18 protein-coding genes are annotated in these 25682 nt (G+C 47.7%); 7 read left to right on the top strand and 11 right to left on the bottom strand.

Features of this window, described 5'->3' with window-relative positions:
• Positions 1–168: 168 nt before the first annotated feature.
• Positions 169–1197: a LacI family DNA-binding transcriptional regulator gene (locus BLV50_RS11195; protein WP_090807687.1), complete on the top strand. Its 1029-nt coding sequence runs from the start codon at positions 169–171 to the stop codon at positions 1195–1197.
• Between the two features lie 125 nt (positions 1198–1322).
• Here the strand turns inward: BLV50_RS11195 and BLV50_RS11190 are convergent, their stop codons facing one another.
• A complete protein-coding gene (locus tag BLV50_RS11190) occupies positions 1323–2081 on the bottom strand; it encodes an SDR family oxidoreductase (protein ID WP_064640518.1) in 759 nt (252 codons plus the stop codon).
• Between the two features lie 190 nt (positions 2082–2271).
• On the opposite strand from BLV50_RS11190, the gene BLV50_RS11185 reads away from it, so the two are divergent.
• The 3 genes from BLV50_RS11185 to BLV50_RS11175 all read left to right on the top strand — a co-directional run bounded on the left by BLV50_RS11185 (position 2272) and on the right by BLV50_RS11175 (position 4898).
• Entirely contained in the window at positions 2272–2880 is a 609-nt protein-coding gene (locus BLV50_RS11185; RefSeq protein WP_072735068.1) for a TetR/AcrR family transcriptional regulator, read from the top strand.
• Between the two features lie 167 nt (positions 2881–3047).
• Positions 3048–4088: a cupin domain-containing protein gene (locus BLV50_RS11180; protein WP_063566019.1), complete on the top strand. Its 1041-nt coding sequence runs from the start codon at positions 3048–3050 to the stop codon at positions 4086–4088.
• A 102-nt stretch (positions 4089–4190) separates the two neighbouring features.
• A complete protein-coding gene (locus tag BLV50_RS11175) occupies positions 4191–4898 on the top strand; it encodes a YoaK family protein (protein ID WP_177031168.1) in 708 nt (235 codons plus the stop codon).
• Between the two features lie 107 nt (positions 4899–5005).
• On the opposite strand, the gene BLV50_RS11170 is transcribed toward BLV50_RS11175, so the two are convergent.
• From BLV50_RS11170 to BLV50_RS11160, 3 genes are all read right to left on the bottom strand, one after another.
• Positions 5006–6145: a toxic anion resistance protein gene (locus BLV50_RS11170; RefSeq protein ID WP_063566020.1), complete on the bottom strand. Its 1140-nt coding sequence runs from the start codon at positions 6143–6145 to the stop codon at positions 5006–5008.
• 81 nt (positions 6146–6226) lie between these two features.
• On the bottom strand, positions 6227–7915 hold the full coding sequence (locus BLV50_RS11165) for a vWA domain-containing protein (protein ID WP_090807684.1): 1689 nt from the start codon (positions 7913–7915) through the stop codon (positions 6227–6229).
• A 12-nt stretch (positions 7916–7927) separates the two neighbouring features.
• On the bottom strand, positions 7928–8659 hold the full coding sequence (locus BLV50_RS11160) for a hypothetical protein (RefSeq protein WP_063566066.1): 732 nt from the start codon (positions 8657–8659) through the stop codon (positions 7928–7930).
• 222 nt (positions 8660–8881) lie between these two features.
• Between BLV50_RS11160 and BLV50_RS33075 the strand changes: the two genes are divergently transcribed.
• On the top strand, positions 8882–9043 hold the full coding sequence (locus BLV50_RS33075; RefSeq protein WP_218135389.1) for a hypothetical protein: 162 nt from the start codon (positions 8882–8884) through the stop codon (positions 9041–9043).
• Here BLV50_RS33075 and BLV50_RS11155 read toward each other — a convergent pair.
• On the bottom strand, positions 9026–9592 hold the full coding sequence (locus BLV50_RS11155; protein ID WP_090807682.1) for a Uma2 family endonuclease: 567 nt from the start codon (positions 9590–9592) through the stop codon (positions 9026–9028). The two genes, BLV50_RS33075 and BLV50_RS11155, sit on opposite strands and share 18 nt — an antisense overlap.
• 82 nt (positions 9593–9674) lie before the next feature.
• Positions 9675–11996 (bottom strand): glycoside hydrolase family 127 protein, encoded by a 2322-nt coding sequence (locus tag BLV50_RS11150; protein WP_090807680.1) that lies wholly within the window; start codon positions 11994–11996, stop codon positions 9675–9677.
• A gap of 194 nt (positions 11997–12190) precedes the next feature.
• Between BLV50_RS11150 and BLV50_RS11145 the strand changes: the two genes are divergently transcribed.
• Both BLV50_RS11145 and BLV50_RS11140 read left to right on the top strand, forming a co-directional pair.
• Complete coding sequence (locus BLV50_RS11145; protein WP_143038109.1) at positions 12191–12958, top strand: AraC family transcriptional regulator; 768 nt, start codon at positions 12191–12193, stop codon at positions 12956–12958.
• Between the two features lie 167 nt (positions 12959–13125).
• Complete coding sequence (locus BLV50_RS11140) at positions 13126–13635, top strand: GNAT family N-acetyltransferase (protein WP_072735062.1); 510 nt, start codon at positions 13126–13128, stop codon at positions 13633–13635.
• 191 nt (positions 13636–13826) lie between these two features.
• Here BLV50_RS11140 and BLV50_RS11135 read toward each other — a convergent pair whose 3' ends face one another.
• From BLV50_RS11135 to BLV50_RS11115, 5 genes are all read right to left on the bottom strand, one after another.
• Positions 13827–15581, bottom strand: coding sequence for a methyl-accepting chemotaxis protein (locus BLV50_RS11135; protein WP_090807678.1), 1755 nt, complete (start codon positions 15579–15581; stop codon positions 13827–13829).
• A gap of 298 nt (positions 15582–15879) precedes the next feature.
• On the bottom strand, positions 15880–18816 hold the full coding sequence (locus BLV50_RS11130; RefSeq protein ID WP_218135388.1) for an InlB B-repeat-containing protein: 2937 nt from the start codon (positions 18814–18816) through the stop codon (positions 15880–15882).
• Positions 18797–21247, bottom strand: coding sequence for a X2-like carbohydrate binding domain-containing protein (locus tag BLV50_RS11125; RefSeq protein ID WP_218135387.1), 2451 nt, complete (start codon positions 21245–21247; stop codon positions 18797–18799). Before BLV50_RS11125 ends, BLV50_RS11130 begins: the two co-directional genes overlap by 20 nt.
• A 201-nt stretch (positions 21248–21448) precedes the next feature.
• Positions 21449–22552 (bottom strand): response regulator, encoded by a 1104-nt coding sequence (locus BLV50_RS11120; RefSeq protein ID WP_090807673.1) that lies wholly within the window; start codon positions 22550–22552, stop codon positions 21449–21451.
• Complete coding sequence (locus BLV50_RS11115) at positions 22527–25628, bottom strand: ATP-binding protein (protein WP_090807671.1); 3102 nt, start codon at positions 25626–25628, stop codon at positions 22527–22529. Before BLV50_RS11115 ends, BLV50_RS11120 begins: the two co-directional genes overlap by 26 nt.
• Between the last annotated feature and the right edge of the window lie 54 nt (positions 25629–25682).

The following is a 25682-nucleotide window of genomic DNA, read 5'->3' as shown; positions in this document are numbered from 1 at the left end:
ACTTTTATGGATTATGTTCCTGTAATTTCCGATTTGCTTGATCTCCCGCCGTCTTCCTTTGTTTTGCTTTCCCCTCTTCACCATGATGCAGTTAGCAATTGATTTATCGAAGTCTTTGAATTAACATAGGAGACATGTTGAAATGCTTGTACAGAAGGGATTTTTCACATGATTACAATCAAAGATATTGCCAAATTGGCGGGTGTATCCCCTTCTACGGTCTCACGGGTTATTTTCAACCATCCCAGAATCAGTTCGGAAACGTCACTCAAAGTGAAGCAAATCATGAAAGAAATGAATTATCATCCAAATATGATGGCCAAAAGCCTTGTTTCCAAAACGACTCAAACCTTGGGTATCATGCTGCCCCGACCTGCTGAAGAGCTGTTTCAGAACTACTTTTTCGGAGAATTGCTTCGGGGAATCATTACGCATGCCACCCGCATGAATTATGAACTTCTTCTCTCCACCGAAACGTCTTCCAGCGATGAGTTGAATGCTATATCCCGCCTGGTACATGGGCGACGCGTGGATGGTATTTTGCTGCTTGGCTCCAAAAGGGAAGATCCGATTATTTCGTTTTTGGAGGCGGAAAAGTTTCCTTTTGTGCTGATTGGCCGTAGCGAAACACATCCCGATGCACCGATGGTGGACAATAACAATGTACAAACAGCATTCGATGCAACCACACATCTGATTGCCCAAGGGCATAAACGAATCGGATTTGTTAGCGGACCACCAGATTTGACGTTGTCTCATGATCGCATGCTCGGATACAAAAATGCGCTTGAAGAAGCCGGTCTTGATGCTAACAATGACTGGATCGTGGAAGGAGAATTCCTGCAGGAAAGCGGCTTCCGGGCGATGTCCCTGTTCATGTCGCTACCCGACAGACCAACCGCCCTCGTTGTCATCGACGACAATGTTGCCTTTGGCGTGCTTCGTGCTCTGGCCGAGCTGGGATATAACGTTCCTGAAGATATAAGTGTTGTGAGCTTTAACAATATTGCTTTATCGGAACTTGCTTCGCCGCCGCTTAGTTCCATTGATATCGGAACTTATCAGCTGGGCTATACTGCGGTTCAGGTATTGTTAAAAATTCTAAACGGTGAACACCTGCCTCAGAATCCAGTTATTATTCCGCACCGCTTGATTGTTCGGGATTCGTCCCTATTTACGTTATCCGGGAACGCGTAGACATGTTTGTGCAAACGTTTGTCCTATTGGCCTAATGTTCCACATTCTCGCCTGTTGTGGACATGCAAAAAGAAGCCCATACACTGGTATGAGCTTCTTTGAATATTTCAGTTACGGACGACGGATTAGTATGAACTCCATCCTGCATCTGCCGTTACGACTGTTCCGTTCACGAAGCTGGATTCGTCCGAACCAAGGAACAGGGCCACCTGTGCAATTTCTTCACTTTTACCTGCACGCGGATTGATCGCCATTCCCAGCTGTTGTCTGCTGGCACCGAAGTGATTAATGTTTGTCATTGTGGAAGCAATATTGGTTTCAACCCCACCCGGAGCAATTGCATTACAGCGAATACCTTGTTGAGCATACATGAAGCCTGTATTTTTGGTGAATCCCACAACTGCATGTTTGGAAGCCGTGTAAGCCGCGCCTGCACGTGCACCATGCAATCCGCCGGCTGAAGCGATGTTGACGATAACGCCTTTTTGTTTTTCCAGGAAGATTGGCAGCACTTTGCGGGTAGCACGCATGACACTTGTTGTGTTGATTGCAAAGATACGCTCCCACTTGTCATCCACAATGTCACCAGCTGGTTCCATACTGTCCATAATGCCTGCATTATTGACCAGAATGTCCACTGTTCCATATGTGTTAACTGTCGTATCGATCAGGTTCTGAATATCTTCTTCCTTCGCCACATTCGCAACCACAAACGTCGCTTCTCCACCATTTGCCTTGATATCCTCTGCCACCGCCTGCGCTGAGGCTTCATTGATATCCGATACAACCACCTTAGCACCTTCTTGCGCGTACAGTGTTGCAATTGCTTTGCCCATGCCAGAACCCGCACCTGTTACTACAGCCACTTTATCTTGAAGTCTCATGTTGTATCATCCTCCATGTATTCGTTTACAATAAGTTAACAAACAAATGTTCATTAACTCTTATCCTTAGTATAATAAGTCATAGCATTCCTGTTCAATCAGTAAAAGCTTGCCCAATTGTACGTTAATCAACACTTCTAATTCCGAATGTACTTTATCTTAAAATACCTATTTACGAGGAGTACTGCATATGACCGAAATTCCGAGTTCCATGGATCGAAGAATCAAGAAATCCAAAGCGGCCCTGAAGGATGCCCTCATTCAATTAATGCAAAAGCAGTCATTCAAAGAAATATCCATTACCGATATTGTGCAGCTGGCAGATCTGAATCGGGGAACCTTTTACAGACACTATCAATACAAAGAAGACCTGTTCAATGAGATTATTGATGACATCATTAAGGATCTGGTCTTATCCTATCGTGAGCCCTATCTGGATAAAGAAATATTTGAAGTAAGTCATATGCCCTCTTCTGCAATCAAAATTTTCGAACATGTGCATCAGCATGCGCAATTCTACACCCTTGTCGTTAAATCGGAGGCATCGTCCAATTTTCAGCAAATGATCTGCGATGTTCTGCGTGACCTTGCTCTTCAGGACCTCAACGAAATATTTCCGTCCCACATCAATCGCGAGCTGCTGGCAAGTTATCAATCCCATGCGATCTTTGGCATGATTATTGAATGGATTCGGCAGGAATTCAAGCATAGTCCCACTTATATGGCAGATGAGTTATTTAAAATCATTAATTACAAACCTGGAAATGTAGCGTATCACACCTCGTATAAGGCACCCTAAGTACAATATGTACACACAAATCAGCATAAAGTTTGAATGAAAGTCTCTCTTTTGCCTCATATTAATCAGGAATCAATTGAATAGTTTCGCAAAATATGGGTAAAAGATATGAACGCCATATTTAACTATTTACATGTGTACCTAATATAATATGAGGAGGAATCATGATGACATCTTTCAAATATCGGCTTGAACAAAAAGAACCCCGTACGGGCCCAGGCGGTATTACCCGCGGTGCTTCCGTTCGGGATTTTCCTGCGTCCATTGGAATAGCGGGCGTATCCATGCGCCTCGAACCGGGAGGCATGCGTGAATTGCACTGGCATGCCAATGCGGCAGAATGGGCTTATGTGATCAGCGGCTCCTGTCGCACTACTGTCATTCACCCGGACGGACATGCGTACACTGATACATTTGAGCCAGGAGATGTATGGTATTTTCCGCGTGGTTACGGACACTCCATTCAGGGATTGGGACCGGACGAATGCCATTTTATTCTGATATTTGATAATGGTGATTTCTCGGAAGATCATACGTTCAGCATTACCGATTTCCTGTCTCATACACCGAACAACATTGTTGCCCAGAATCTTGGAATTACCCCAGAGCGTGCAGCGAAATTGCCTCAGGGAGAAGCCTATTTCGTCAAAGGGCCTGTCCCTAATGACAGCTCCTCTTCCGGAACTTATCGCCGCAATTCGGAGCTGACGACTCCCCACCGATACCCGCTGCATGCCAAGCAGCCAAGACGCGCGCCAGGCGGCGGAACCCAGCGCACGGTTACTGTCGAAGATTTCCCCATCTCCACCACGATGGCCGGATCATTGATCGAGCTGCAACCAGGCGCATTACGAGAGATGCATTGGCATCCCAACGCCGACGAATGGCAGTATTACATTAGCGGCACTGCAGAAATGACGGTATTTCTCGCAGAAGGTCATGCGGTGACAGAACAATTCGAAGCAGGTGATGTGGGCTATGCACCGATGGGTGCAGGTCACTATATCAAAAATACGGGAGATGAGGTTTGCCGTGTGTTAATCGGGTTCAACAGCGGACACTATGAAGCTATTGATCTGAGCGAGTGGCTCGCGGGCAATCCGGATGATGTGCTGTCCACAAATCTGGAAATGTCCAAAGAGGAAGCCGAACAGCTTCCGAATGACACTCTTTTTATCGCACCGGACCCGAATAAATCGAAGTCATAGTCCAACCACTACCGGTACCTATTGAATATAGGTTTGGAAAAATGATCCTTCTGTCATTTATCACTAAACCACTCGAGTATCATGGAAAAGGGGTTGGACATCATGGCTTCTGCTTCCGATTCGACCAGTGATCGCAAACGTGTGGGACATACCGTAGAACGACTGGAGCCGGGTCTTTCCCGGCTTCTACTGTCATGTGCACTTGTGCTGATCTCCGGTTTCATTGATGCCGTCGGCTATCTGCAGCTGGGGAAAATCTATCTTTCTTTCATGAGTGGTAACAGTACCAAGCTTGGCATCGCGCTATTTGAAGGAGACTCCGCTGTATTAACGAATATAGGCCTGGTCATTTTTTTATTCGTTGTAGGCGCCTTTATCGGTACGTTGATCACAGATCGATTGGGAAAATGGCGACTGGCGGGCATCTTGGGCTTTGAATCCCTGCTGTTTGCCGGCGCCATTGTATTCTTGCTGTTCCTCCATACACAGAGCGTGCTTTTCCCGATTGCAGTTGCCATGGGTATGCAAAACACCATGCACCAGATGGTTGCTCATGCTGATGTGGGCAAAGGATTTGTGACAGGCACATTATTCGGTATTGGACAGGCACTGGCCAAAGCCGTTCGGGGTAAGGCTCCTGCTTCCGAATGGGCAGTACTCGCTCTGTCCTGGGTTATTTTTGTGATCGGTGCAGCTCTGGGAGCATTGCTATTAACCCAAGGAAGCCTGCTGCTTGCCCTGATAGCTTCACTGGCTCTGCTTCTTCTGCTGATCCCCTACGTCCTCCATGTTCAACGTGATTTGACCTAAGCAGCAGAAAGGCAAAAAAAAACGGTCGAACCAGATCTTATCTGAGTTCAACCGTTTTTTGAGGTCATGCATGGAACCTCCTTGTGTTCTTCTAACTGCCTTTCAAACTACAGCCCCAGCTTCTGCCCTTTCTCCAACCGCTGAATCTGCTGCTCCCCGGTATCCGCCAGTTCACGGAATTGATTAATAGTTTCCCGCATCCGTGGCAAAGCCTCCTGCTTATAGAGACTGATGGAGTCGAGCGCGGAAAGCACATCTGTGAAGGCCTGCTTCATCGTATCCACGGAAATGCTGGCCTCATAAGCTTGCTTCTGGATGGCAATGCCCTGATCTTTCAGCATTTTGGACGTACCTGCGATCAGGTCGTTGGTCGTCCGGTTAAGCAGTTCAATTTTCTGCAATACAATCTTCTGATTGTACAGTGCACTCGCAACGGTGACGGCAATTTTCAATGCCGAGATCGTTACATTTTTGGCCCGATCCACACCGCGGATCAATTCCTTGTTATTGCGGATGACAACTTCAATCGCCATGATGCCCTGCTGGTTCACCACCAGCATTTGCTGTAAATCCATGACCCGCTGACGTAGCGGGAACAGCACTTCTTCGGTAATGAAGCGAACTTTCTCCGGGTCCTCATTACGCACCTTGGCGGCTTCGATCTGTGCGTCAATCGACTCATCCATCAGCACCCCAAGCTGAATTTCCTTTTGCAGTCGTTTGGTGAGCTCCCGAAGATTTTGCTGTTCAATTTCCAGTGTTGTATTGTCGTTTCTCAAGGTCGCTCTGCCTTTATCCAGCGAGGTCACAATATCGGCGATGACCGCGTCAGCCTTCTGGTATTTCAGGAAATACGCCCGCAGCGGATTAAACAATTTGCCGAGAAATCCGGTCTTGGCGAAATCGACCACGCTGGGGTCTAGATCCTTCAGTTGCATATGCAGCTCGGTCAAGCCTTTGGCGACCTGACCGCCCTCGTCTCCCGTCTTGGACAGATGTCCAACGGAGACTTGAAGCAACGCGTTTTTCTCGGAAGAGGATCTCATCGTATTCATGCCAAAGCCATCAATGGATTGCAGAATCTCCTTGCGTTTCTCCAACGATTCGAGATCCAGTGTCATGATCATCTCCACGTTGGCATTTGCGACTTGCTGCAGCTCCGCCACCTCGGCAGGTACGGGCTTTATTTCCTCCTCAATCACCTTCTGAATTTCCTTCTGGCTAGGTATCTCCATCGAAAACGACATCCAAGTTCCCCCTTCAATTACGTACTATACAAAATGGAATAATGTACCTTACATTAGGTCAATTTGAGTGCAATCCCCGTGCTACATCTGCACGTTGAACAGGTTACCGATTTTGTATACAACATCGTCTGTATCCGCGTTAATGCTCGCCGCTTCGTTAATGCTGGAGATGCTCTCCAAAGCTTTGATGTCCGCGTTATAACCAATCGTGTAGATTGGCACTTTGTACGTCTCAACCAGATCACGAATATCCTTCAGTGTATGACCCTCATTGGTCTCTCCATCACTTAGGACAAAGATCAGTGGTTTCACATTTGGATTGGTAGCCATATAATCTTCAAGCATCTTCATCGCCACGACGATCCCATCAAAGGTTGCCGTACCGCCACCCGCTTGCAGGCTATCCACCGTACCAACAAACATCGACTGCTGATTCGTATCATACTTGGCAATTGGCAGATTCACCGTTACTCCACTAGAGTAGGAGACGAGGCCGATGCTGTTATCTGCGCCAAGGAACTTCTGGCCTTTGCGCAATGATTCCTTGAGTCGGTTCAGCGGTTCGCCGTCCATACTCCCGGATACGTCGGTTACAAATACGGCGGCAATCGGTTTACTGCCGTTCTTTTTCTCTTTCCATACTTTCTGAGCGGACAACAAGGTGCCACCATCCACTGTGTTCAATTCAGACTTGTAGTCCTGCAAGCCGTTGAAGCCGAATTCCTCAGCCGATTGCTGATACTTCGCTTGGGTTACGAATTCTGCATACTTCTTAATGATCTCTTGCTTGTTCTGCGGCAGTTGCCCCAGTGCATACAGCGGGCTGTCATGTCTTACGCCAAAAGGGGTAAAGACGTATCCACTTTTCAGATCTGCGGTGTTTACGTAAGTCTGGTACTCCAGTACAAATGCGTCCAGTCGGCCTGACTTGGCTGCCTCACGCATCTGAATGGTTGTGGACGCCGTAAACGGTACGTTCGCTTGGAACTTCTCAAAACCCTCAATCGCTTTCTCACCAAGCGGATTGGAGCTGTCGTATGTGTTGAGTGCCGTCACGAGAAAGTTTAGGCCCGTGGAACTGGCAAATGGATCCGTGTACCCCATCGCGAGCTCATTGTTGGCAATCGCTTCGGTCACGGTTTTTACATTAACTGAGCCGTACGTGTCGACCAGTGCATCATATTTGGCTTTGGAGATCACGATACCGGGAACGTTCCCCACCAGTCTTTTGGATACGAGATCTGTCTTTACACCGCTCGCGGCCACCATCTCGCCCCATAACTCATTCGAAGGGGTAAACGCATCAGGCACATATTTACCAGACTTAATATAATCAGCAGCCGTACCGGATGCGATATTACGTAATTTCACTGAAACCTGTTTGCCGCCAACGGTAATGTTAGCCTTGTTGAACTCTTCGGTTACTTCGGTTAACCAGCCATCCGCTCCGGTTCCCGCCTTCTCGATGGAAGAAAAGATCTCTACATAATCATTCGTTGTATTCTCGACCGTGATCGGGAATTTGGAGATGTCCGGCAGTGATTCAGCCACATCCACTGGGTCGAGATCAATCTGTCCCTTCACGGGTTCAGCCGTTGCCGGCGCAATGTCCGCATACAGCTTGCCTAACTCTTTGCCTGCATTCTCTGTCGTTACCTGTGTGCTGGATTTACCAACGTTCGACGTCAGCGTAATCCCTGCATATACGAGGCCAAACACGAGTACCAGCATCACGATCGATATGAAAAAAAACTTTCCCTTCTTAGCCATACGTACAACCCCTCACTGTCTGTATAATTTGGTGTGCTTGATTAATTGGTCAATTTCTTGCATACATGGCATTTGTTCAATATCTCCTGCTTCAAAGCTGTCCAAGCGGGAGATTTCCAGCATCAATTGGTCAAGCTTCAAAAGAATTTCCTCATTGGTATGAAGCGAGTTTTTCACATAGCTCAGATAGTCGTTATATACTTTGGTCTTTTCTTGAAAAAGCTTCTGGGGAAGTGTTGCGGATTTGGACTTCATCAGGCTGGCGTACTCCGCTTCATCGAACACATTGAGTCGGTTAAGTACACTTCGGATGTTGAGGTATAACAGCTTCTCCACTTCGAGGGTGACCGAAGCAAATTTCTTGTAACTCAGTTCTCCCGGATCAAATCGCTGATTCAGCACGTTCAGGAGGGTTTCTTTCTTTTTCTTCATGCGGCTTAGTTGAGATAATCCCAGTGTGATATCTTCCTCAAGTACTTTAATTCGTCGATAAAAGGATAACGCTTCCACATAATCTTCATGGGTTTCGATATTCTTCACAGGCAAGACTACCGGCTGTCTGAACAATAAAGTGTAGCTTCCATAGAAAAGAGCCATCACGCTACCGAACAGAAATGTCACCGAGAGCGCTGTTGTAAATGCTCCCCCGCCAAACTCCAGTCCGATGAATCCGGGTGAGAACAATAGAACATTCATGACCACAACGCCGAAGATCAGCCCCAGCAGTTTTATGTACTTTATCATGTAAATCATCAGACCTCCTTTCGCGCTATATGTTGGACCTTTATGTCGATATTTACCATTGGAACTTTATTTCATTGTACATGATGTTGCCGCACTCGGGTGGATTAATATGGATATTCATAATATACGTGGCTTGGGCTTATCCCATTTCATCTTTAGAGGGACAACGTGGATAAGATTTTGTAACCTCTGGGAAATGAGCCTGATACCCTTGAACAATCGGTGGCGGAAAAAGAAATGTTATCAGGTAATACGTGGAAATTTGCTGTGCGTGTCATTTTTTATATAGGGCTTATTCGATACGATAAAAATCAAAAAAAACACCCCGACGCCAGCGCCGGAGTGATGATGTTGTTGTTGTCTAATCTAATTCAGCTTGAATAAATTCCGAAGCGGAATTTCCAGTTCCGGATATAACACCGATTGAATCGTTTCTTGCTCCGTGTACAGATGACGGTTCTGGTAACTGCCTTCTTCCAATGTGTACACATGAACGGTCTGATTGCCAGGGTCAACAATCCAGTATTCATTCACACCGTATTTCTGATACAGATTAAACTTCTCGTTAAAATCCTTCAGCGCAGTTGAAGGAGAAAGTACTTCTATGATTAGAGACGGCGCACCTTGACAGCCGTTTTTGGTTATTTGGTCTTTGGAACAAACCACCGATAAATCCGGTTGGACAACATGATCAGGTACGTCATACTGTTCATTCTCGCTGAAATACACGTCAAAGGGAGCAACAAAGACGATACATTTCCGATTCTGAAAAAAAGTACGCAAGGAGAAGTGCAGTTCACCTACAATAAACTGGTGTAATGAGGTGGGGGCTGGAGACATATTGAACGCTTTGCCGTTAATTAACTCCCAAGTCCCCTCCCAAGTTAACCAATCCTGAAAACTATAGATGCCTTTATTATCCGGTTTTGCCACACTTCCATCCTCCTCTTTTACCTAATCAGCATTTTACTATTATTATACCATTGTGTTTGCCCAATTTCATACAATGCCTCTTTTACGAAAAGATAGATTCCGGTTTGCTGCGCGTTGTACGTACCTCCACCACTTTTCCAGCACATCCGTTGTCGTCCAACGCTTGGAATGCAACTCGCACACTGTCTTTACCTGACGTAACCGTCTGAGGGATATCATAGGTAACGAAGAACACTTCACCGATCTTGTTCATATGAATCCGCTGTTCACCGACCACATTTCCATCGACGGCGATACTAAATATTCTTTCATGCCGTGTTCCTTCCCGTTCAAAAGGAGAATGATCCCCGCCCCAGTATGCCACGCATACATAGTTCGGTGCAGAACCATCCACCGCCAGCTGGTAGCTGAAGTAAGCCCCGCTGACACCATATGCTTCTCGCCACATATGCAGCTTGTTGCGGCTGTCTGTATATGAACCGTTATGCTGTTCTGCACGGCAATTGCTATCCAGATGATGTCCAATCTCATCCTGCTGACCGTCAGGCTGCACCCTGTCGATGGTGATATCATTCAATTCCTTCTCCAGTGCATCCCCTTCATCGTTAAACGGCCAATAGACCGTATAGAACTCATGATGCACATCATAGAACGGAATCAGTTTCACCGGGTTGCCGTCCGAGGTGACGTCCTTGCTGATCTCAAACGTCAACGTACTCACGTCTACAACCTTGATCCACTCTTGCACATCCTCCTGCTCTGTCCAGATCACAGGTACAGGTGCGGTTTTGGGATTCAGTGCCGTTTCGTCCACGATGGTATCCTCGGGCAGCCCTTCGCTTCCCAAAGCCCCTGCCAGCACAATCGGACCGTACAGGAATGCCACTTTGTGTGCATCGTCCCTGGACGTGTATTGGTGGAGCGACATCGGCAGCGTGATGATGATGACATCGCCAGCGGTCCATGTGCGCTCGATGTCGAGGTATCCGGGTTCCATCCGGGTATGCGGATGGGCCGTATCCCCGTTGACCGTTGCCGTCATTGGCTCCTGTAGCCATGAGGGCACACGTAGTCTAAGATTGGCCGAGGCGCTGCCTTCGGTGATCGTAAGGGTTACCTTTTCCGAATAAGGAAAGTCAGTTTCGAGCTTCAGCGACATGCCTTGGGATCTCCAGTCCAACTGGGAAGCAATATACAGGTTAACGTACAGATCCTGCTCATCCTCGAAATAGATCGCCTCGGCGTATTTGCCCGGGTTCTCCATGCCAGATCCTGTACAGCACCACCAGGCGGTATCGTGAGTACCGTAGATTTTGTAGTGACCTTGCAGTGTTGATGCAAAATACGTTTTGTTGCCTGTGTCCGGGTCCTGTGTGCCCAGGATATGGTTGTAGATCGCATTTTCATAATAGTCCATGTATGCGCTGTCGGGATTCCAGGTGTAGAGCTGCTTCGTCAGATGCATCATGTTGTGGGTACAGCAACTCTCTCCGGTTTTAATGCCCAGACTCTCCATGCCTTTCGCTTCATAATGCTCCGAAATGCTCGTTGCACCAAATACATAAGACCGATGATGGATCGTGGTATCCCAGAAAAACTCCGCCGCTGTCCGGTAGCTCTCGTGATTATGATCCTGATTGTATATTTCGGCTGCACCGATGACTTTCGGAATCTGCGTATTCGCATGTTTGCCCTGAAGATCGTCCTGCTTGTGCTCCAACGGTTCGAGGATTAATTGATGTGTGAATTTGTTGGCTATCTCAAGGTATACAGACTTCCCGGTGATTCCATACAAATGTGCAAACACTTCGTTCATACCGCCGTGTTCACATAGAAGCATGACCTGCATCTGTTCTTCTGTCATCGGGCTTAGACCTTCTACCGCCCAATCCGCAAACCGTGTTACCACCTCAAGAGCCTGTTGATTGCCCGTTAATTTGTAAGCGTCAATCAGACCACGATAGATTTTGTGCACACTGTACCAAGGCACCCAGTATTCGCCGATGTTAAAACCACCAATATGCTCTGCCCGAAATGCAATACGGAAAGCTTCTTCGGACAGGCCGCCGACATACCCGCTGCCTGTATGCTGTTGAATGGATGCAAGCTCGCTGACCGCGTAGTCCAGCGTTTGCTTTAACGTTTCATTACCTGTCGCCTGATAGGTCACTGCCAAGGCAGACAGATAGTGTCCAAGGGAATGCCCACTAATCGAGCGCGCCTCCCAACCCGCGTATCGATCCTTTTTCACCGGTAGCCCATGGGCCTCAAAACATGGTGCCAGAAAACGATCAATGTCCAGTGATAACAAATACTTTTCTCCAACTTCCTGTGACGTTTGAAAAACGCCATTTAACAGATCTACATGCTCCGGTCCCAGAAAACCCTTTTTGGTTTCAATCATTCTGCTCGCTCCTCCTCGGTATGTAGTGGATATTTAGAAGTACTTATATAATTGTACAAAGGGTAAAATCCGTGTTGAAATTCATGTGTCCTTTACGAACTTTCTTCATATAGGCCTTGAATATCCTCATATTATCAAATAAAATACAACTACATCAGACTCATAATCCAAGAAAAGGTGGAGAAATCCGTCCTATGCAAAAGCCATTGGAACATTACCTGTGCGGCAAGTTCATAACCGAAGGTAATTGGAGCCACATGAAGCGCAGCATGCCTGTTCACGAGGTCATTTTGATGTTGGAAGGCGAGATGTACATTGCGGAGGAGGACGAGCAGTTCGTGGTTCGTGCAAATGATCTGCTGTTTCTGAGAGCTGGACGCACCCATTACGGCTATCAGGTTAGCGATGCTCCCGTCAGCTTTTACTGGGTTCATTATGATTCGATTGAGAAAGAGTTCGACCAGTATCCCACCCATGCGACTATTCAGGTTCCGTCCACCGCCAATCAGCTGTTCAAGCAATTGCTGCATAGTTCATCGTTCTCACCAGAAGAAGCAGACGCGGCATTGCTGCTGCTGCTCAAAGAACTGGAACGCAATACACAGGCGGGTTATCGACCGCACAATGCAATCGTTGACCACATCTGCAAGTGGGTGGATATTCATCTGCATACCGACATTACGGTTGGTAAGATTGCCGAGACTTTTAATTTTAACAAGGACTATATTTCCAAAATGGTGAAACGTGAGAAAGGCATTGGGCTCAAAACCTATATCCTCACGGAACGGATTCGCCGGGCCAAGCAGATGCTGCTCAATACCAATGCCAGTGTGAAAGAAATTGCTGGGCAATGCGGTTTTTCGGATTACAAACTTTTCCTGCGCATGTTCAAACAATACGAAGGCAATACCCCCACCGAATATCGCAATAATTTGTATTCCACACAGCTCAATCGCCTATAATGAACCTTATACGTGCGAACCTTGGATGTGCTTGTGCGGATTATACCAACTCATAGAATTTCATGAGTCATATATAGAAAATTTGAATTAATCCAGTACCATTGGGTGTGATACAATTCAAGTCAACTATATCTCTTATCAAACCAAGATCAGAAGGAGAACTTGAGATGACAACGGCAGTAAAGATTCATCCCGCTACAGAAGCTGACCATGAAGAAATTGTACATATTCTCATTGAAAGTTACTCCGAGTACCGGGACACGTTCCAAACACAGGAACAATGGGAACATTATTTGAAGGACATTCGGGAATCGCCGAGCAATCCTTATATTAAGCAATTATGGATTGCCAAAATTGATAATCAGATTGTCGGAACGGTGCAATTGTTTGAGACCGCGCATAAGGCTTACCCGAACTTCGAGTTGCCTATTGATTATCCGTTTATTCGACTGTTGGGTGTTGATCCCAAATGGAGAGGTCACGGCATTGCCAGAGAACTGCTTCAACAATGTGTTGAATCTGCCAAAGACATGGGCAAAAATACGGTGTATTTATATACGGGCGGCCAGATGGTCAACGCGATCCGATTATACGAACGTTTCGGTTTTGTAGAAGACCCGGAATTCAGTTCCGAGAGTGGTGGAGGCAAAGCGATCTGCTACCGTTATGATTCATAATTCTCGCAAATGGTAATAAGCGTGGATAACACAAAAAGGGATGCCCATAAGTCATTAATACGACCGAGGGTATCCCTTTTTAGCGTTATTCTAATCTAAAGAATCGGAATCGAGCAGCAAATGCTATTCGCTCCATTTTCCACACTATTAACAGCCGATTTCCACCAGAATTTTTGCATGGCTCTTGTCGGTCATACCTTTACTTTTCTTACAGCTTCGCTCATCTCAATCGTTTGCTGCCTCAGCAGCGTGGACGTTTGTGCCACCTTCTGGAACATGCTCGACTGCTCCCCTGTTAAGCGATAAATGTCATCTGAATGATCTGAAACGCCGGATGAAATTTGCGAGATGGTGTTGACCGATGCTGCCGCTTCCTCGGAACCCGCCGATATCTCTTCCGCTGCTGCGGAAACCTCCTGGATACGACGTGTCACCACACGAAACGCCTCAACCATATGCGTGAAGGCAAGCTCTGCTTCTGCTGTGCTCGTCACCCCCTGGCCGATCTCTTGCGAGGTAACATCCATCTGTAATCCGATATGCTGTGACTCCTGCTGAATACCGATTAACAAATCCGATATTGTCTGCACAGATGTGCCTGAAGCCTCCGCCAATTTTCGTACTTCATCCGCTACAACGGCAAATCCCTTTCCATGTTCTCCTGCATGAGCGGCTTCAATTGAAGCATTCAGCGCCAGCAGCTTAGTCTGACTCGCAAAATCCCGCACCGTATAAAGCGCACCGCCGATTTGCTGCGAGAAGTTGTTAAGCACTTGGACCATGGCTACAACTTCAGCAGATACAGCCGAAATGCTCTCCATCTGTTTCTTCATTTGCGTCATGCTCTGCTTACCTGATTGTGCCGTAGCAAGTGCAGTTGTTGCAGCGTCGGACACGGCTGTAGAGGACTCTGAAATATCGGTAATGCCTTTTGCGATCTCTTCCATCGCATTAGCGCTGTCGCTAGCACCTTGCTTCTGGGTATGTGCTCCCTGTCTGATCTGCTGCACGGACTGGTCAACGCTCTTATTCATCTCAAGCATGTCTTCTGCATCACGATTGAATTGCTCCGTTGATTCCGCGAGAATATCAGTGGTTACCGAAACACCCGCGACCATGTCGCCGATCATTTTATTTAAGTCCCCAGACATATGAATCATCGCCTTGAATGTGCTGCCAATCTCATCCTCACTCTGCAGCCGATAGGCTGTCAGGATTCGGTTAGCTTCCGCCAGCTCACCTTGCGCCATTTGTTCGACGCTTGCCTTCAACGGTTTCAGCGGTCGCAGGCCTCTTACGATGAACCACAATACAACCGCGATGCCTGCAAGCGTAATGAATAATAACAGGGCATACAGCGGAATGCTGGATTTCATAATATCTGACTCAATACTTCCAATGACCGACACAGCCGTATCAATTCCAATCACACCTGTCAAAGCTCCATTACTGTCCAAAATCGGAGCGTATGAGGAAATATATTCACCATACTCCTCATTATGAATGATAGGGGAACTGGCTGTTTTCCCTTGCAGGAGCTTTTGGACTGCATCACCTGGGATATCCGTCACTTCATTGATCGGTGATGCTTTATCTGCATCTTTCATGCCGTCCACCATAATGAGAGGTGTGCCTGTATCATCTATTTTTACAAAATACACATACATCGCACCGATGCTCACACGAAAATCATCCAGCTCATTACGAATCTTCAAGAACGCGTCATTTTCCTTGGGATCTTTGGCAAATTCCACATACGGCTCTGCATCCAGCTGTTTCACATAACTCTCGGCAATTTGAATATTATAACTCGATATGGCCTCCTGCGCGGCTAGCTTCATATTCGCCAGCTGAAGCAGCATGCTTCCCGCAGATATAATCACAATGACCAATGTAACAATGGCAACAATGCGAACAACCAAACGTTTCTTGAAAAAAACGACCATCCAATCCTCTTCCTCTCACACCTGTATGTAAGCCTTTTCGACTACGACTACCCAAAAACTACATGCTTGAAGCACTATGTAATGTGAAAATAGTATATGAAGTTGTCGAATTAGGCAAGAAAATATCGGGTCACCCACAGGAAGATGATTTCCAGATAACGGCCTTCTCCGAGTCTAATGCTTTGTCCCTTTCCTAATCAGAATGCCATTCATCGATAAACAGACAAAACCAGCTCTCACTTCCACCTTAATCGGAAAAGAGGCTGGTTTTGAACTGTCTTAATTTTTTCGATTAACTTTAGATAGAATCGCCGTTATTGATCAACTTGGCCTTGATCAAAAGTCTCTGAACAATCGCCGCAGTTTCGGCCCGAGTAAGCTTGCCTGTCGGCATCAAACCTTCTTCTGAGCCCTCCACAAGTCCGTTATTCACAGCTGAGGCTACTGCCGACTTGGCCCAAGAAGAAATCGCCGTCTGATCTGCAAACGGAGATAGCACAGACTCCACATCTGCCCCTTCCGTTTCAATCGATGTGAGTTTCATTGCCCGGGACATAATCACCAATGCTTCCTGACGACTAATCGTCTGAGCAGGCGCAAATGTCTGGTTCTGGTAGCCTTCGATCAAACCGTATTCCACAGCCTTCGCAACAGCTCCTGCATACCATTCGCTGGACTTCACATCTATGAATGTGGTTTGGCTTCCATTGTCGGCCAATCCCAGCGCGCGCACCATAATCGCTGCGAATTCCGCCCGTGTAATGACCGCATTCGGATTGTAATGATTCTCATCTATCCCCTTGATGATCATTCGTGAAGCCATATCGTTTACAGCCTGTTTCGACCAATGACCTTCTACATCCGCGAATGTCTTTGGATGCCAAATCAGCGAGTAGTCGCTATTGGTAAGGCTGTTCACGACCGCATAATATTTCCCTTCTCTAGTCGTGATGAACGTAGGCACATGACGAACACTGCCGTCTGGATTGAGCACCGTAGCCGTTGTCACCCTGCTTGGATTAAGACCTGCGGGAAGTGGAATTTCTCGTTCCACATAACTGCTGAATTGTTCTACGTTTACCGTTTTGCCATTGTAGGAAGCCGTTACATTAAAAGTGACTGGTGGAGCTACAACAGCATAGTTTCCTTGAACAGCTGCCTTCTCTGCAAGAAGGACCGTAGCCTCATCACTCTTGGCAATCTCTACACGAACGACAATGTCGGACAGTTTGACCTGTATCCCAAGTGTCGAGGAAATCTTGTCGATGGCTATTTGCCCTGCAGGAAGTTTGTAGATTCCGCCTGGCGTTTGAACCTCCAAAACGGCTTGCTTGGTTTCCATGCTCTTCACAGCATCGCCAGTCAATACCACCGATACCTTTTCCACATTAGTAGTCACGGGAATGACTACGGTGGACTTGTCTGCTGCTTGCTTCAGCTGATCAACCAGTTTGGCTTGATCGACTGTGACCCTCAGTACAGTCTTACCGTTCTCTTTAGTGAGGGAACCTGTCGCAATCTGATCTTTCAAGACACCATCGACGATGATTTGCAGACCAGCAGGTTTCTCAACTGTTGTTGTGCTTGAGTTTGTTGAAGGCGCACCAGAGTTATTTGAATTGTTGGAAGTACTACTCGTCCACTTTGCGTATAACGTCACATCAGATATTACTTTATCCGTTGCGAAGTTCCACACATTCGTTACCGCTACTTCCTTATACCATCCCGCAAACATAAAGCCAACCTTTGTTGGTTCTGTCGGAGCACTTATCGTGGTGCCACTGTTCACCTGGGTAAGCCCAGGAACTGTGCTACCTCCCTGCGAATCATACGTCACTGTGTATTGCACCGGTCCATCATTAACCGTAACCTTACCAGGCATCAGTGTTTTTTCCATTCCAACCGCGAACGAGTTAGCTATGGAGAAATGGCTCAATTCTTCCGTTTCTACTGTTAATTTCTTGCTCCCTGTTGTTGCTCCACTTTTGATCTTGAAGCTGACGGTGAACAGTTTTTCTCCCGATGCAATCGGTGTGTCACCTGCATCGCTGTCTGCCCACATCGCTTTCAACCAACCTGCTACGTTATCGAAGTTGGAGTCGAAGTTATTGCCCGTTTCCCCTTCAATCTTCGTTACTTCCAACGCTTCTGTATCAAAATCAATTTGTATTCCATAGGCTCCGATTCCATATGTTGAGTTGGCTACGGAGACAGGTACTTTTACCGTAGTTCCGGGCGTTCCGCTCACCGAGCCGATCTGAATCTCTGCTGCATGACGCTTCCATGTTGCGTATAGCATCACATCGGACGTTACCATATCCGTTTCGAAGTTCCAGGAATTTGTGCCTGCTTCTTCTTTGAACCAGCCTGCAAAGGTATAACCGGCCTTCGTCGGCGCTGGCGGTTCGCTAATCGTCGTTCCACTACTCACATTGGCAGTGCTGTCAATAACGCTGCCTCCCTTTGAATCGAACGTAACGGTATATTGTGCCAACTGAACAGCCGTCCATGTTGCGTATAGCGTCACATCGGACGTTACCCTATCTGTTGCGAAGTTCCAGACATTCGTGCCTGCTTCCTCCTTGAACCAGCCTGCGAAGGTATAACCGGCCTTTGTCGGCGCTGGCGGCTCACTGATCGTTGTGCCGCTGCTTACATCTGTAATGCTGCCAACGGCGCTACCTCCCTGTGCATCAAACGCCACAGTATGCTTTACAGCATTAACCTGAATTTTGCCCATTTCAACCGTTGTCGACGAAAGTGTCCCCCCTTCATAGAGATTGTGCGTAGGTACACTCAGCGTCAGTTCCCCAGGCTGTGCGGTATCCTTGATCTTGAAATGAAGAGTGAATACCTTCGCTTCATCAAAAATCGAGTAGTTCACCAGATCAGCTTGTACATTGATAGTCCCATCACTGGAGAAATCCGTATTGAAGCTATCTCCATTTGAACTCACACCTAGATTATTCGTAATTTCATTTCCAGTCACAAGTTCCAACGAAGAAGTGTCAAAACCAATCGAAATATCGTATTCGTTGATGATAAGATTCGGTATCAGGTATACCTCCACGTCAACGGTATCTCCAGGGTAGCCTTCACCACCACTCACCTTCATCGAGTTAGAAGCTGGTGCACCAGCGCTGACAAACGTACCAAAAGGCAAGATCATACTAACCGTCAGTAAAATCGATATTAATCTCTTCCAAAGCATAAAATCAGCCCTTTCCTGCGGCAATGGCGAGAATCGCTTTTATATCCGCTTCGTCCCATTGTCCGTCGCCATTCATATCGAGCGCTTGCAACTGCTCCGGCGTCAGCGTGATCTTGCCCTTAATATGCATTGTCAACAACAGCGCATCAGCAGGCGTAACTACACCATCCCCATCCGCGTCACCCATGACAAACGACGTGTAATGCGCCGTGTAGGTAACATCCGCAGTTATCTTAGTAGCCGCTACCTGCTGACTGCTGAACTTCGTAACTCCACCGTCACTGCTCCATCCTGCAAATCGGTAGCCGCTTGCAGGCGTCACTGTTGGAACTGCCACCGGATGCCCACCAATTGTCACCTGTTCACTCGTTCCGCTGATCGTGCCATGAGCGCCTGATCCGTAGCTGACAGTAGCAACTTGCGGTGTCGTATCACGAATTGAAATGTCCAGCGTCTGGGATGTTCCTGCGCTGAACGTGAAATTCAGACTTGTCGTCCCTACTACTTGTGTCGCTAGATACGCCTTTTTGATGGTAACTATATTACCGCTAACTGTGTAGTCCTCGCCTGCAGTCAATAAGGATGCCTGATTATCAATACCGGTTAACATGTTTCCGTTCAACGTCAGCGTAACATTCACATTGACATAACCCGCTGATGTAGTATTTTTGTCGAAGTTTTCCTCCAACGGATTGATCATGCTGTTTGCTTCTACTATTTTCTTTAATATAATGCCATCTTGCCCAACCACCACAAAGGTATTGTTACCATAGCCTACACTGTTAAGCTCTTCCTGCCTGTCGCTCGCTTGAGTTGTCCAATTCGTACCATTCGTTGATGTTAAGAGTAACCCACTTTTTCCTGCCGCTATAAAAGTTCCATTGCCGTAACCCACGCCATTAAGCGTGTTCGCTGTCCCGCTTGCTTGCACGACCCAATCCATTCCGTTGACAGAAGTCAGGATTGTCCCGGACTCACCAACTGCCACAAACTTTCCACTTCCGTAGCTTAATTTTTTCAGATTCACCTGGGAACCGCTCGTTTGGAGCGTCCAGTTCTCCCCGTCAGGCGAAGTTATAATCGTTCCTCCCACCCCCACCGCCACAAACCGATCATGTGCGTATATCGTATCATTTAGCGTATTCGATGTAGGACTCGTAATGGAGGCCCAGATTACTCCGTCAGCCGAAGTCCAAACTTTACCGGCATTACCTGTCGCTACAAACTTCCCAGCCCCATAACTCAAGCCATATATAGCATCTGTCCAGGTTGACGCCCTGTTTGCCCAGACTGTTCCGTCCGTCGAAGTAAGGAGTGCCCCATTAAACCCCACCCCTACGTAAGTGTCATTACCATACTCGATATTTGTTAAACCAACGGAGGAGTCGATCAATTTTCTGTCCCAGAATGTACCGTCTGTAGAGGAAAACAACTCTCCGTAAGGACCGACCGCTACAAAATGGTTATTAATGAAACTAATTTCTCTGATGGCTTGCCTGGAGCCTTGAAGCCGATTCGTCCATATCGTCCCATCTGCCGAGCTAAAGAGGGCTCCCCGAATGCCCACTGCCACAAATTTGTTGCTGCCATAGACAACACCGTTAAGATTATTGCCCGTGCCGCTAGTCTGCACTTGCCAGCTACTGGCTGAATCGGAAGAAGTGTACACCTTACCACCATGTCCTACCGCCACGAACTTTCCGTTGCCATAGCTGACATCAGAAAAGCCCTCTGAAGCGGAACTACCTTTATTTTTGCCTATTGCCCAGGTCCATGATGAATCCGAGATAGATTGCGAATATACGATAGCTCCCTGGTTATCAACTGCCACGAAGCGGTTGTTCCCATAAGTCACGCCGATATATGAATCTCCATTGGTGCTGTTGTACGCCTTCCAGGACACTCCATCTTTCGAGACAATCCTCGTACCAGATAAACCAACAGCAACAAACCAGTTTCCACCATAGGTTACGTCCCAGAGATAGCCCGTTGCGCTACTGGTTTGGCTAACCCAGGTGGAACCATCACTTGACAGCAGTATTAATCCCGCTTCTCCTACTGCCACAAATTTGCCGGCACCAAAAGTAACACTCAACATATTGGTATTCCCCACCTTTTGACTTTGCCAGGTCACTCCATCGGTTGAGGTGAGAACCGTTCCACTGCTTCCCACTGCCACAAATCTCCCATTGCCATATACAACGCTATACAAAGTGAATAACGTATTGCTCTTGGGACTCGCCCAGCTTACACCGTCTGTGGAAGTAACAATCGTTCCATACTCGCCCACTGCCACGAAGATGTTATTTCCATAGGCCACCGTGTTCATCGTCTGAGACGTCGGCAGAGGACTTCGAAGTTCCCATGCGGACGACTCGGCTATTGCATACTGCGGAACCAGCATTCCTACTATTAGGAACGCTAATATCACCGAGATCCATTTTCTGAATGTCATCATTTTTTCTTTCACTCCCCCTCATTTTGCTCCCATCCCAAATCCGTTGACCGCTGTCCGATATCTATCAATCAACAGCATTAGTCTAGCAAATTACTTCTCAACATTTTCACAACATTCCACCCATAAAACGACAAAAAAAGGGGCTAAAGGCGTAAACCTTAAGACCCATACTTTTTTTGTGATCGGTTTTGTCACACTCTAATTTTCCTCCAGCAGCATTCGCTTCTTCAAAGCCTGCACATTTCCGACTCCGCCCAGATCTCCCGCATGCCTCAAGGAGTCAATGAGTAGATCGTAGTAACCCTCCCGACTGGGCTCCAGATCGATCAGCTTTCGAAGCATCGCTATCCGTGGCTCGTTCGTCGCCCCATTCAGAGCATTCGTCAAGTAGGACATCAGGATGGAACGCAACTCGATTCGGTAAGTATCCGCCCATTCATAATGCTCCATCTCGAAGTAATTGCCGCTATATAGATGAAGCATGTCCTTGGCTTCGGTTCCGGCAACTCCCCTCTTCATTCGACCAAGCAACTCTTCAAGATCGCTTCGGATAAACACCGGATTAATCCAGTAGCGCTCGTCGCCGTACCTTACTACTTCGCCATAGCCCACCGACTTAAACAGACTCCGCAAATAATACAGGGAAGTGTGCAACAATTTTTGCCCGCGCTCCGGCGCATCATTCGGCCATAAGTTTTCCAATATGGCGTATTTGTAAACGGGCTGTCCGCGATGATGCCAGAGGAATGCGAATAACTCCTTCGTTTTCTTGGTCCTCCACGTTAATAGCCTTCCGTTTGCAGCATACAGCTCCATGCTGCCTAGTACTTTAAGCGAAAGCAATACCTTACCTTCAACGACAGTGTCCAATTCGCTTGAACCAACGTTGGCAACTCCCCTGTCAAGATCTAGAGGACTGCTACTTAGAATCCGATTTTTGGCCTGGAGATTGGAATAACGGTGCAGTGTCCTGGCCAGCTTGTCCTTGGCGACCGGTTTAAGCAAATATCCGATGGCGTCGGTGTCATACGCATCAATCGCATACTGATCATGTGCCGTTACAAAAACGATCTTAGCAAAGGGAAAGCACGCAGTGATCTCCTCCGCAACCTCCAGCCCGCTTACTCCAGGCATTTCGATATCCAAAAAGATTAAATCCGGCTGCAGCGCGCCACATTGTTCGAGCGCTTCGGCGACCAGCTGAAACCTGCCGACAACCTTCACACCGCCAACTTCGGCCAGCATAATATCCATGACGTCAAGCGCGATCTCTTCATCATCGATCAGAATGACTTTCCACATAAGGCTCCTCCGTCAAGTAAATTGTAATTCGGGTTCCTTCGCCCAAGCGACTATGAATCTCCAGAGTCCGCCCGTATCTCATTTGTAGCCTGCGGTTCACATTACCAATGCCGATTCCCCCAGTCTTGCCTTGCTCCAGTAATCTTAGCGTTTGTTCGTCCATTCCACCCCCGTCATCCTCGACAACGATCTCCACACCGTTAATGCTACGGGTGACAATAATGTTCACGGTCCCTCCTTCAGGCTTCTGTCCGATCCCGTGACGGACGGCATTTTCGACTATAGGCTGGAGGGTAAGTGGGGGCACCATACCGTGCGCATCTTCATCGATTGTGTAGCTCACGTTCAGCCGTTGACCGAAGCGAAGCTGCTCAATGGCAAGGTAGGCGCGTACCAATTCCAGTTCCCTCTCTAACGGTACTGCATCACCCTGGAAGATAAATGTGAACTTGGAGCGGAGATAGGTGGTCAAATGGTGGATCGTTTCCCGCAGCTTGTCCACGTCCTTATAGCTGAGCCCAACTAGTGCATTCAGGCTATTGTACAGAAAATGCGGCGGAATCTGGGCCTGCAAAAAGTCCATCTCCCGGCGTACCGCCTGCTCAGAGGAGCTTTTCATCGCCAGAAGCGATTGCACTCGTGCTCTAAGTTCTGCCAGCTCAAAAGGCTTCTGCACAATATCATTGGCCCCTGCTGCAAAGGCTGCCAGAATATCCCCCGTCTGCCCCGAAGCGGTCAGCATCAGCACCGGAAGCTCAGCCAGCCCGTGAATCGACCGGATGTCCTTACAGATGTCCAATCCCGATACGCCGGGCATCATCAGGTCGAGTAGAACAAGGTCCGGCTTCTTGCGCCTTAACACCCCCAGTGCCTCTTCGCCGCCTCCCACAGCCGTATACGTGTACCCCATGGAAGCTGCCACGTCCATGGCGACCTTCAGATTGGAGGGTTCATCGTCGACAATCAGAATATGGAGCGCCTCATCTGGCACCTCCACAGCTAGCTGAACCCTAGGGAGCAGCGCTGGGTTCTCTTCAGGCTTGATATGTGCCTCACACTCCGTATAATTCTTAAACTCGGTATGTCCAGCGTATTCAATAGTGGCCGCCACCTGGTTCTCCCCGCGCCGTGCAATTGGTAACATGAATGTAAACCTGGAACCTTTGCCGACCTCAGACTCTATCTGCATATGTCCGCTCTGCAACTCGACAAGTTGCTTCGATATGCCAAGCCCCAGTCCAATACCGCCCCGCGAATGCGCACCCTGCTCATTATATTGAAAGAACGTCTGAAACAGGTCGTCCATGATCTCCGGAGGAATACCCCTTCCGGTGTCGCTAACGGATATCGCCAGCATATTAGCCCTTCTCTCCGCTGAGATGGAGACCGTTCCACGATCCGTATACTTCAATCCGTTCTCCAACAAATTATGCAAAATCTGCCGAAGCCGGTTCTCATCAGCCATGATAAGAGGTAGATTGGGAGGCAGCTCATTTACAAGCCTGACTCCGCTCTTAACGGGCGAGATCGATAAGGTCTCCATAACAAAATCGGTTGATATGTAAAGGTCTACAGGTTTCGTTTGCACGGAGAGTTGACCGTACCGAATCCGATTCATATCAAGGATGTCATTCACCAGTCCGGCAAGTCGCCTTCCGATCAGGTGAAGCAACCTGACGTTCTCACGATGCTCCGCTGCAAGCGGTGCTTCTTTATTCTCCAGCAGGGCTTCAGACAGATTGATGATACCATGTAAAGGCGTGCGAAGCTCATGCGACGTTTTGGCCAGAAACTCATCTTTTTGCCGGTCATAGATAAGCAATTGATCAGCCAGGCGTTCACTGCGCAGGAGAGCCTCACGAATCCGGTCCCCCATCAGGAATGATTGCGACAACACGACTAGCAGTAGCGTAACGATGATGTAATACGGGCTGTCCAGCGCCAATTGATAACGGGTCAGTGCGAAAATCCAACTAATAATCAAAAAGAACACACCAAGCAAAATATAGTAAATTCTGACCCCGTGATGGCGATTGCGAAAAATTGAAGCAAAGATAAACCCGAAGGCCACTATCTGCAAAAATACGCCAGGCCACAACAGATACAAAAGGTGATCATTGGGAAACCCAATCAGTAAAACCAGATACACATAGGAAAACCAGCGAACTCCCCTGAACAAATATCCGCTTCTCTCGTTTAGATAAATGCGTACATAGTGAATGAAGAACATGATCGCCAGATACGGAAGAATGAAGAGCAGCTTCTGCAGCAGCAGAAACGACATCGAGGGAAACAGAGTCGCCATAACGATCTCGTTGTCGATGCTGAAAAACAATCCTAGTGTCAGACAGAACAAGCTAAAGAAAATTAGATAAGGCTCCCGCCGCCATTGCCTGAACATGCCTGCAAAATAAATGCCAAAAACGAACAACGTGGTGATAACGATGACGTCAGCCATTCGGGCATTGTCCCGCCGGGTCATAACATCCGTTGCCAGTCCAAACTCAGGTGCTTGCACAAGTCCACCTTGCAAGTACCGATAGCTCGACACCTGGACAAGAATCTCAATGGTCCGGTCTTCGGACTTGATCATTCCAAAGAACGGAAAATTGCTGGGCACAAATTCGGCTGCCGATAATCCGGGTTGTCCAGTACCGCCAAGCTCCTCGTCTTCCATATAAATACGACTCGCCATCCGAATCTTTTTGGCTCTAAGTCCATAATCCTCGGGATCGTTTACCAACAGTCGCAGACGGTACGTCCCCGCACCATAGCCGCTTTCCGACACTTCTCCCTTCCATCCTCCGGGAACAGGAAGAATGTGCGGTTTTAGTTGCTGATTCGCGCCCCCATTGGCGAAGTCGCTGGGTGTCAGCAGTTGATCCTTGTAGAATTCCCATTCCCCGCGAAGCGGGAGGATCCCCTGTTCAGCAAAATCCCACTGTCTGGCATCCAGTACGCCTTCCCTCGCCTCCGGATAGTGCACGTTGGGATGAAGCCATTCATAGATAAAGATTGAGGTCGCTCCAGCAAAAACGCCGACCATACCAATTAGAACAAGTAATTGTCTTCTCATGACTGCGTATTCCTTCCTGTCATCGGAGAAAAGATTCGAAATAGATTTATCATA

Source organism: Paenibacillus sp. 276b, from assembly GCF_900107875.1.
Taxonomy (GTDB): Bacteria; Bacillota; Bacilli; order Paenibacillales; family Paenibacillaceae; genus Paenibacillus; species Paenibacillus marchantiae.
The sequence above is the reverse complement of the archived record's forward strand: the minus strand, read 5'-3'. Positions and strand labels throughout refer to the sequence as shown.

Bases quoted from the DNA above. Each gene is read 5' to 3' on its own strand.
- BLV50_RS11195 (WP_090807687.1), top strand. From the start codon at position 169: ATGATTACAATCAAAGATATTGCCAAATTGGCGGGTGTATCCCCTTCT.
- BLV50_RS11190 (WP_064640518.1), bottom strand. From the start codon at position 2,081: ATGAGACTTCAAGATAAAGTGGCTGTAGTAACAGGTGCGGGTTCTGGC.
- BLV50_RS11185 (WP_072735068.1), top strand. From the start codon at position 2,272: ATGACCGAAATTCCGAGTTCCATGGATCGAAGAATCAAGAAATCCAAA.
- BLV50_RS11180 (WP_063566019.1), top strand. From the start codon at position 3,048: ATGACATCTTTCAAATATCGGCTTGAACAAAAAGAACCCCGTACGGGC.
- BLV50_RS11175 (WP_177031168.1), top strand. From the start codon at position 4,191: ATGGCTTCTGCTTCCGATTCGACCAGTGATCGCAAACGTGTGGGACAT.
- BLV50_RS11170 (WP_063566020.1), bottom strand. From the start codon at position 6,145: ATGTCGTTTTCGATGGAGATACCTAGCCAGAAGGAAATTCAGAAGGTG.
- BLV50_RS11165 (WP_090807684.1), bottom strand. From the start codon at position 7,915: ATGGCTAAGAAGGGAAAGTTTTTTTTCATATCGATCGTGATGCTGGTA.
- BLV50_RS11160 (WP_063566066.1), bottom strand. From the start codon at position 8,659: ATGATAAAGTACATAAAACTGCTGGGGCTGATCTTCGGCGTTGTGGTC.
- BLV50_RS11150 (WP_090807680.1), bottom strand. From the start codon at position 11,996: ATGATTGAAACCAAAAAGGGTTTTCTGGGACCGGAGCATGTAGATCTG.
- BLV50_RS11145 (WP_143038109.1), top strand. From the start codon at position 12,191: ATGCAAAAGCCATTGGAACATTACCTGTGCGGCAAGTTCATAACCGAA.
- BLV50_RS11140 (WP_072735062.1), top strand. From the start codon at position 13,126: ATGACAACGGCAGTAAAGATTCATCCCGCTACAGAAGCTGACCATGAA.
- BLV50_RS11135 (WP_090807678.1), bottom strand. From the start codon at position 15,581: ATGGTCGTTTTTTTCAAGAAACGTTTGGTTGTTCGCATTGTTGCCATT.
- BLV50_RS11125 (WP_218135387.1), bottom strand. From the start codon at position 21,247: ATGACATTCAGAAAATGGATCTCGGTGATATTAGCGTTCCTAATAGTA.
- BLV50_RS11120 (WP_090807673.1), bottom strand. From the start codon at position 22,552: ATGTGGAAAGTCATTCTGATCGATGATGAAGAGATCGCGCTTGACGTC.
- BLV50_RS11115 (WP_090807671.1), bottom strand. From the start codon at position 25,628: ATGAGAAGACAATTACTTGTTCTAATTGGTATGGTCGGCGTTTTTGCT.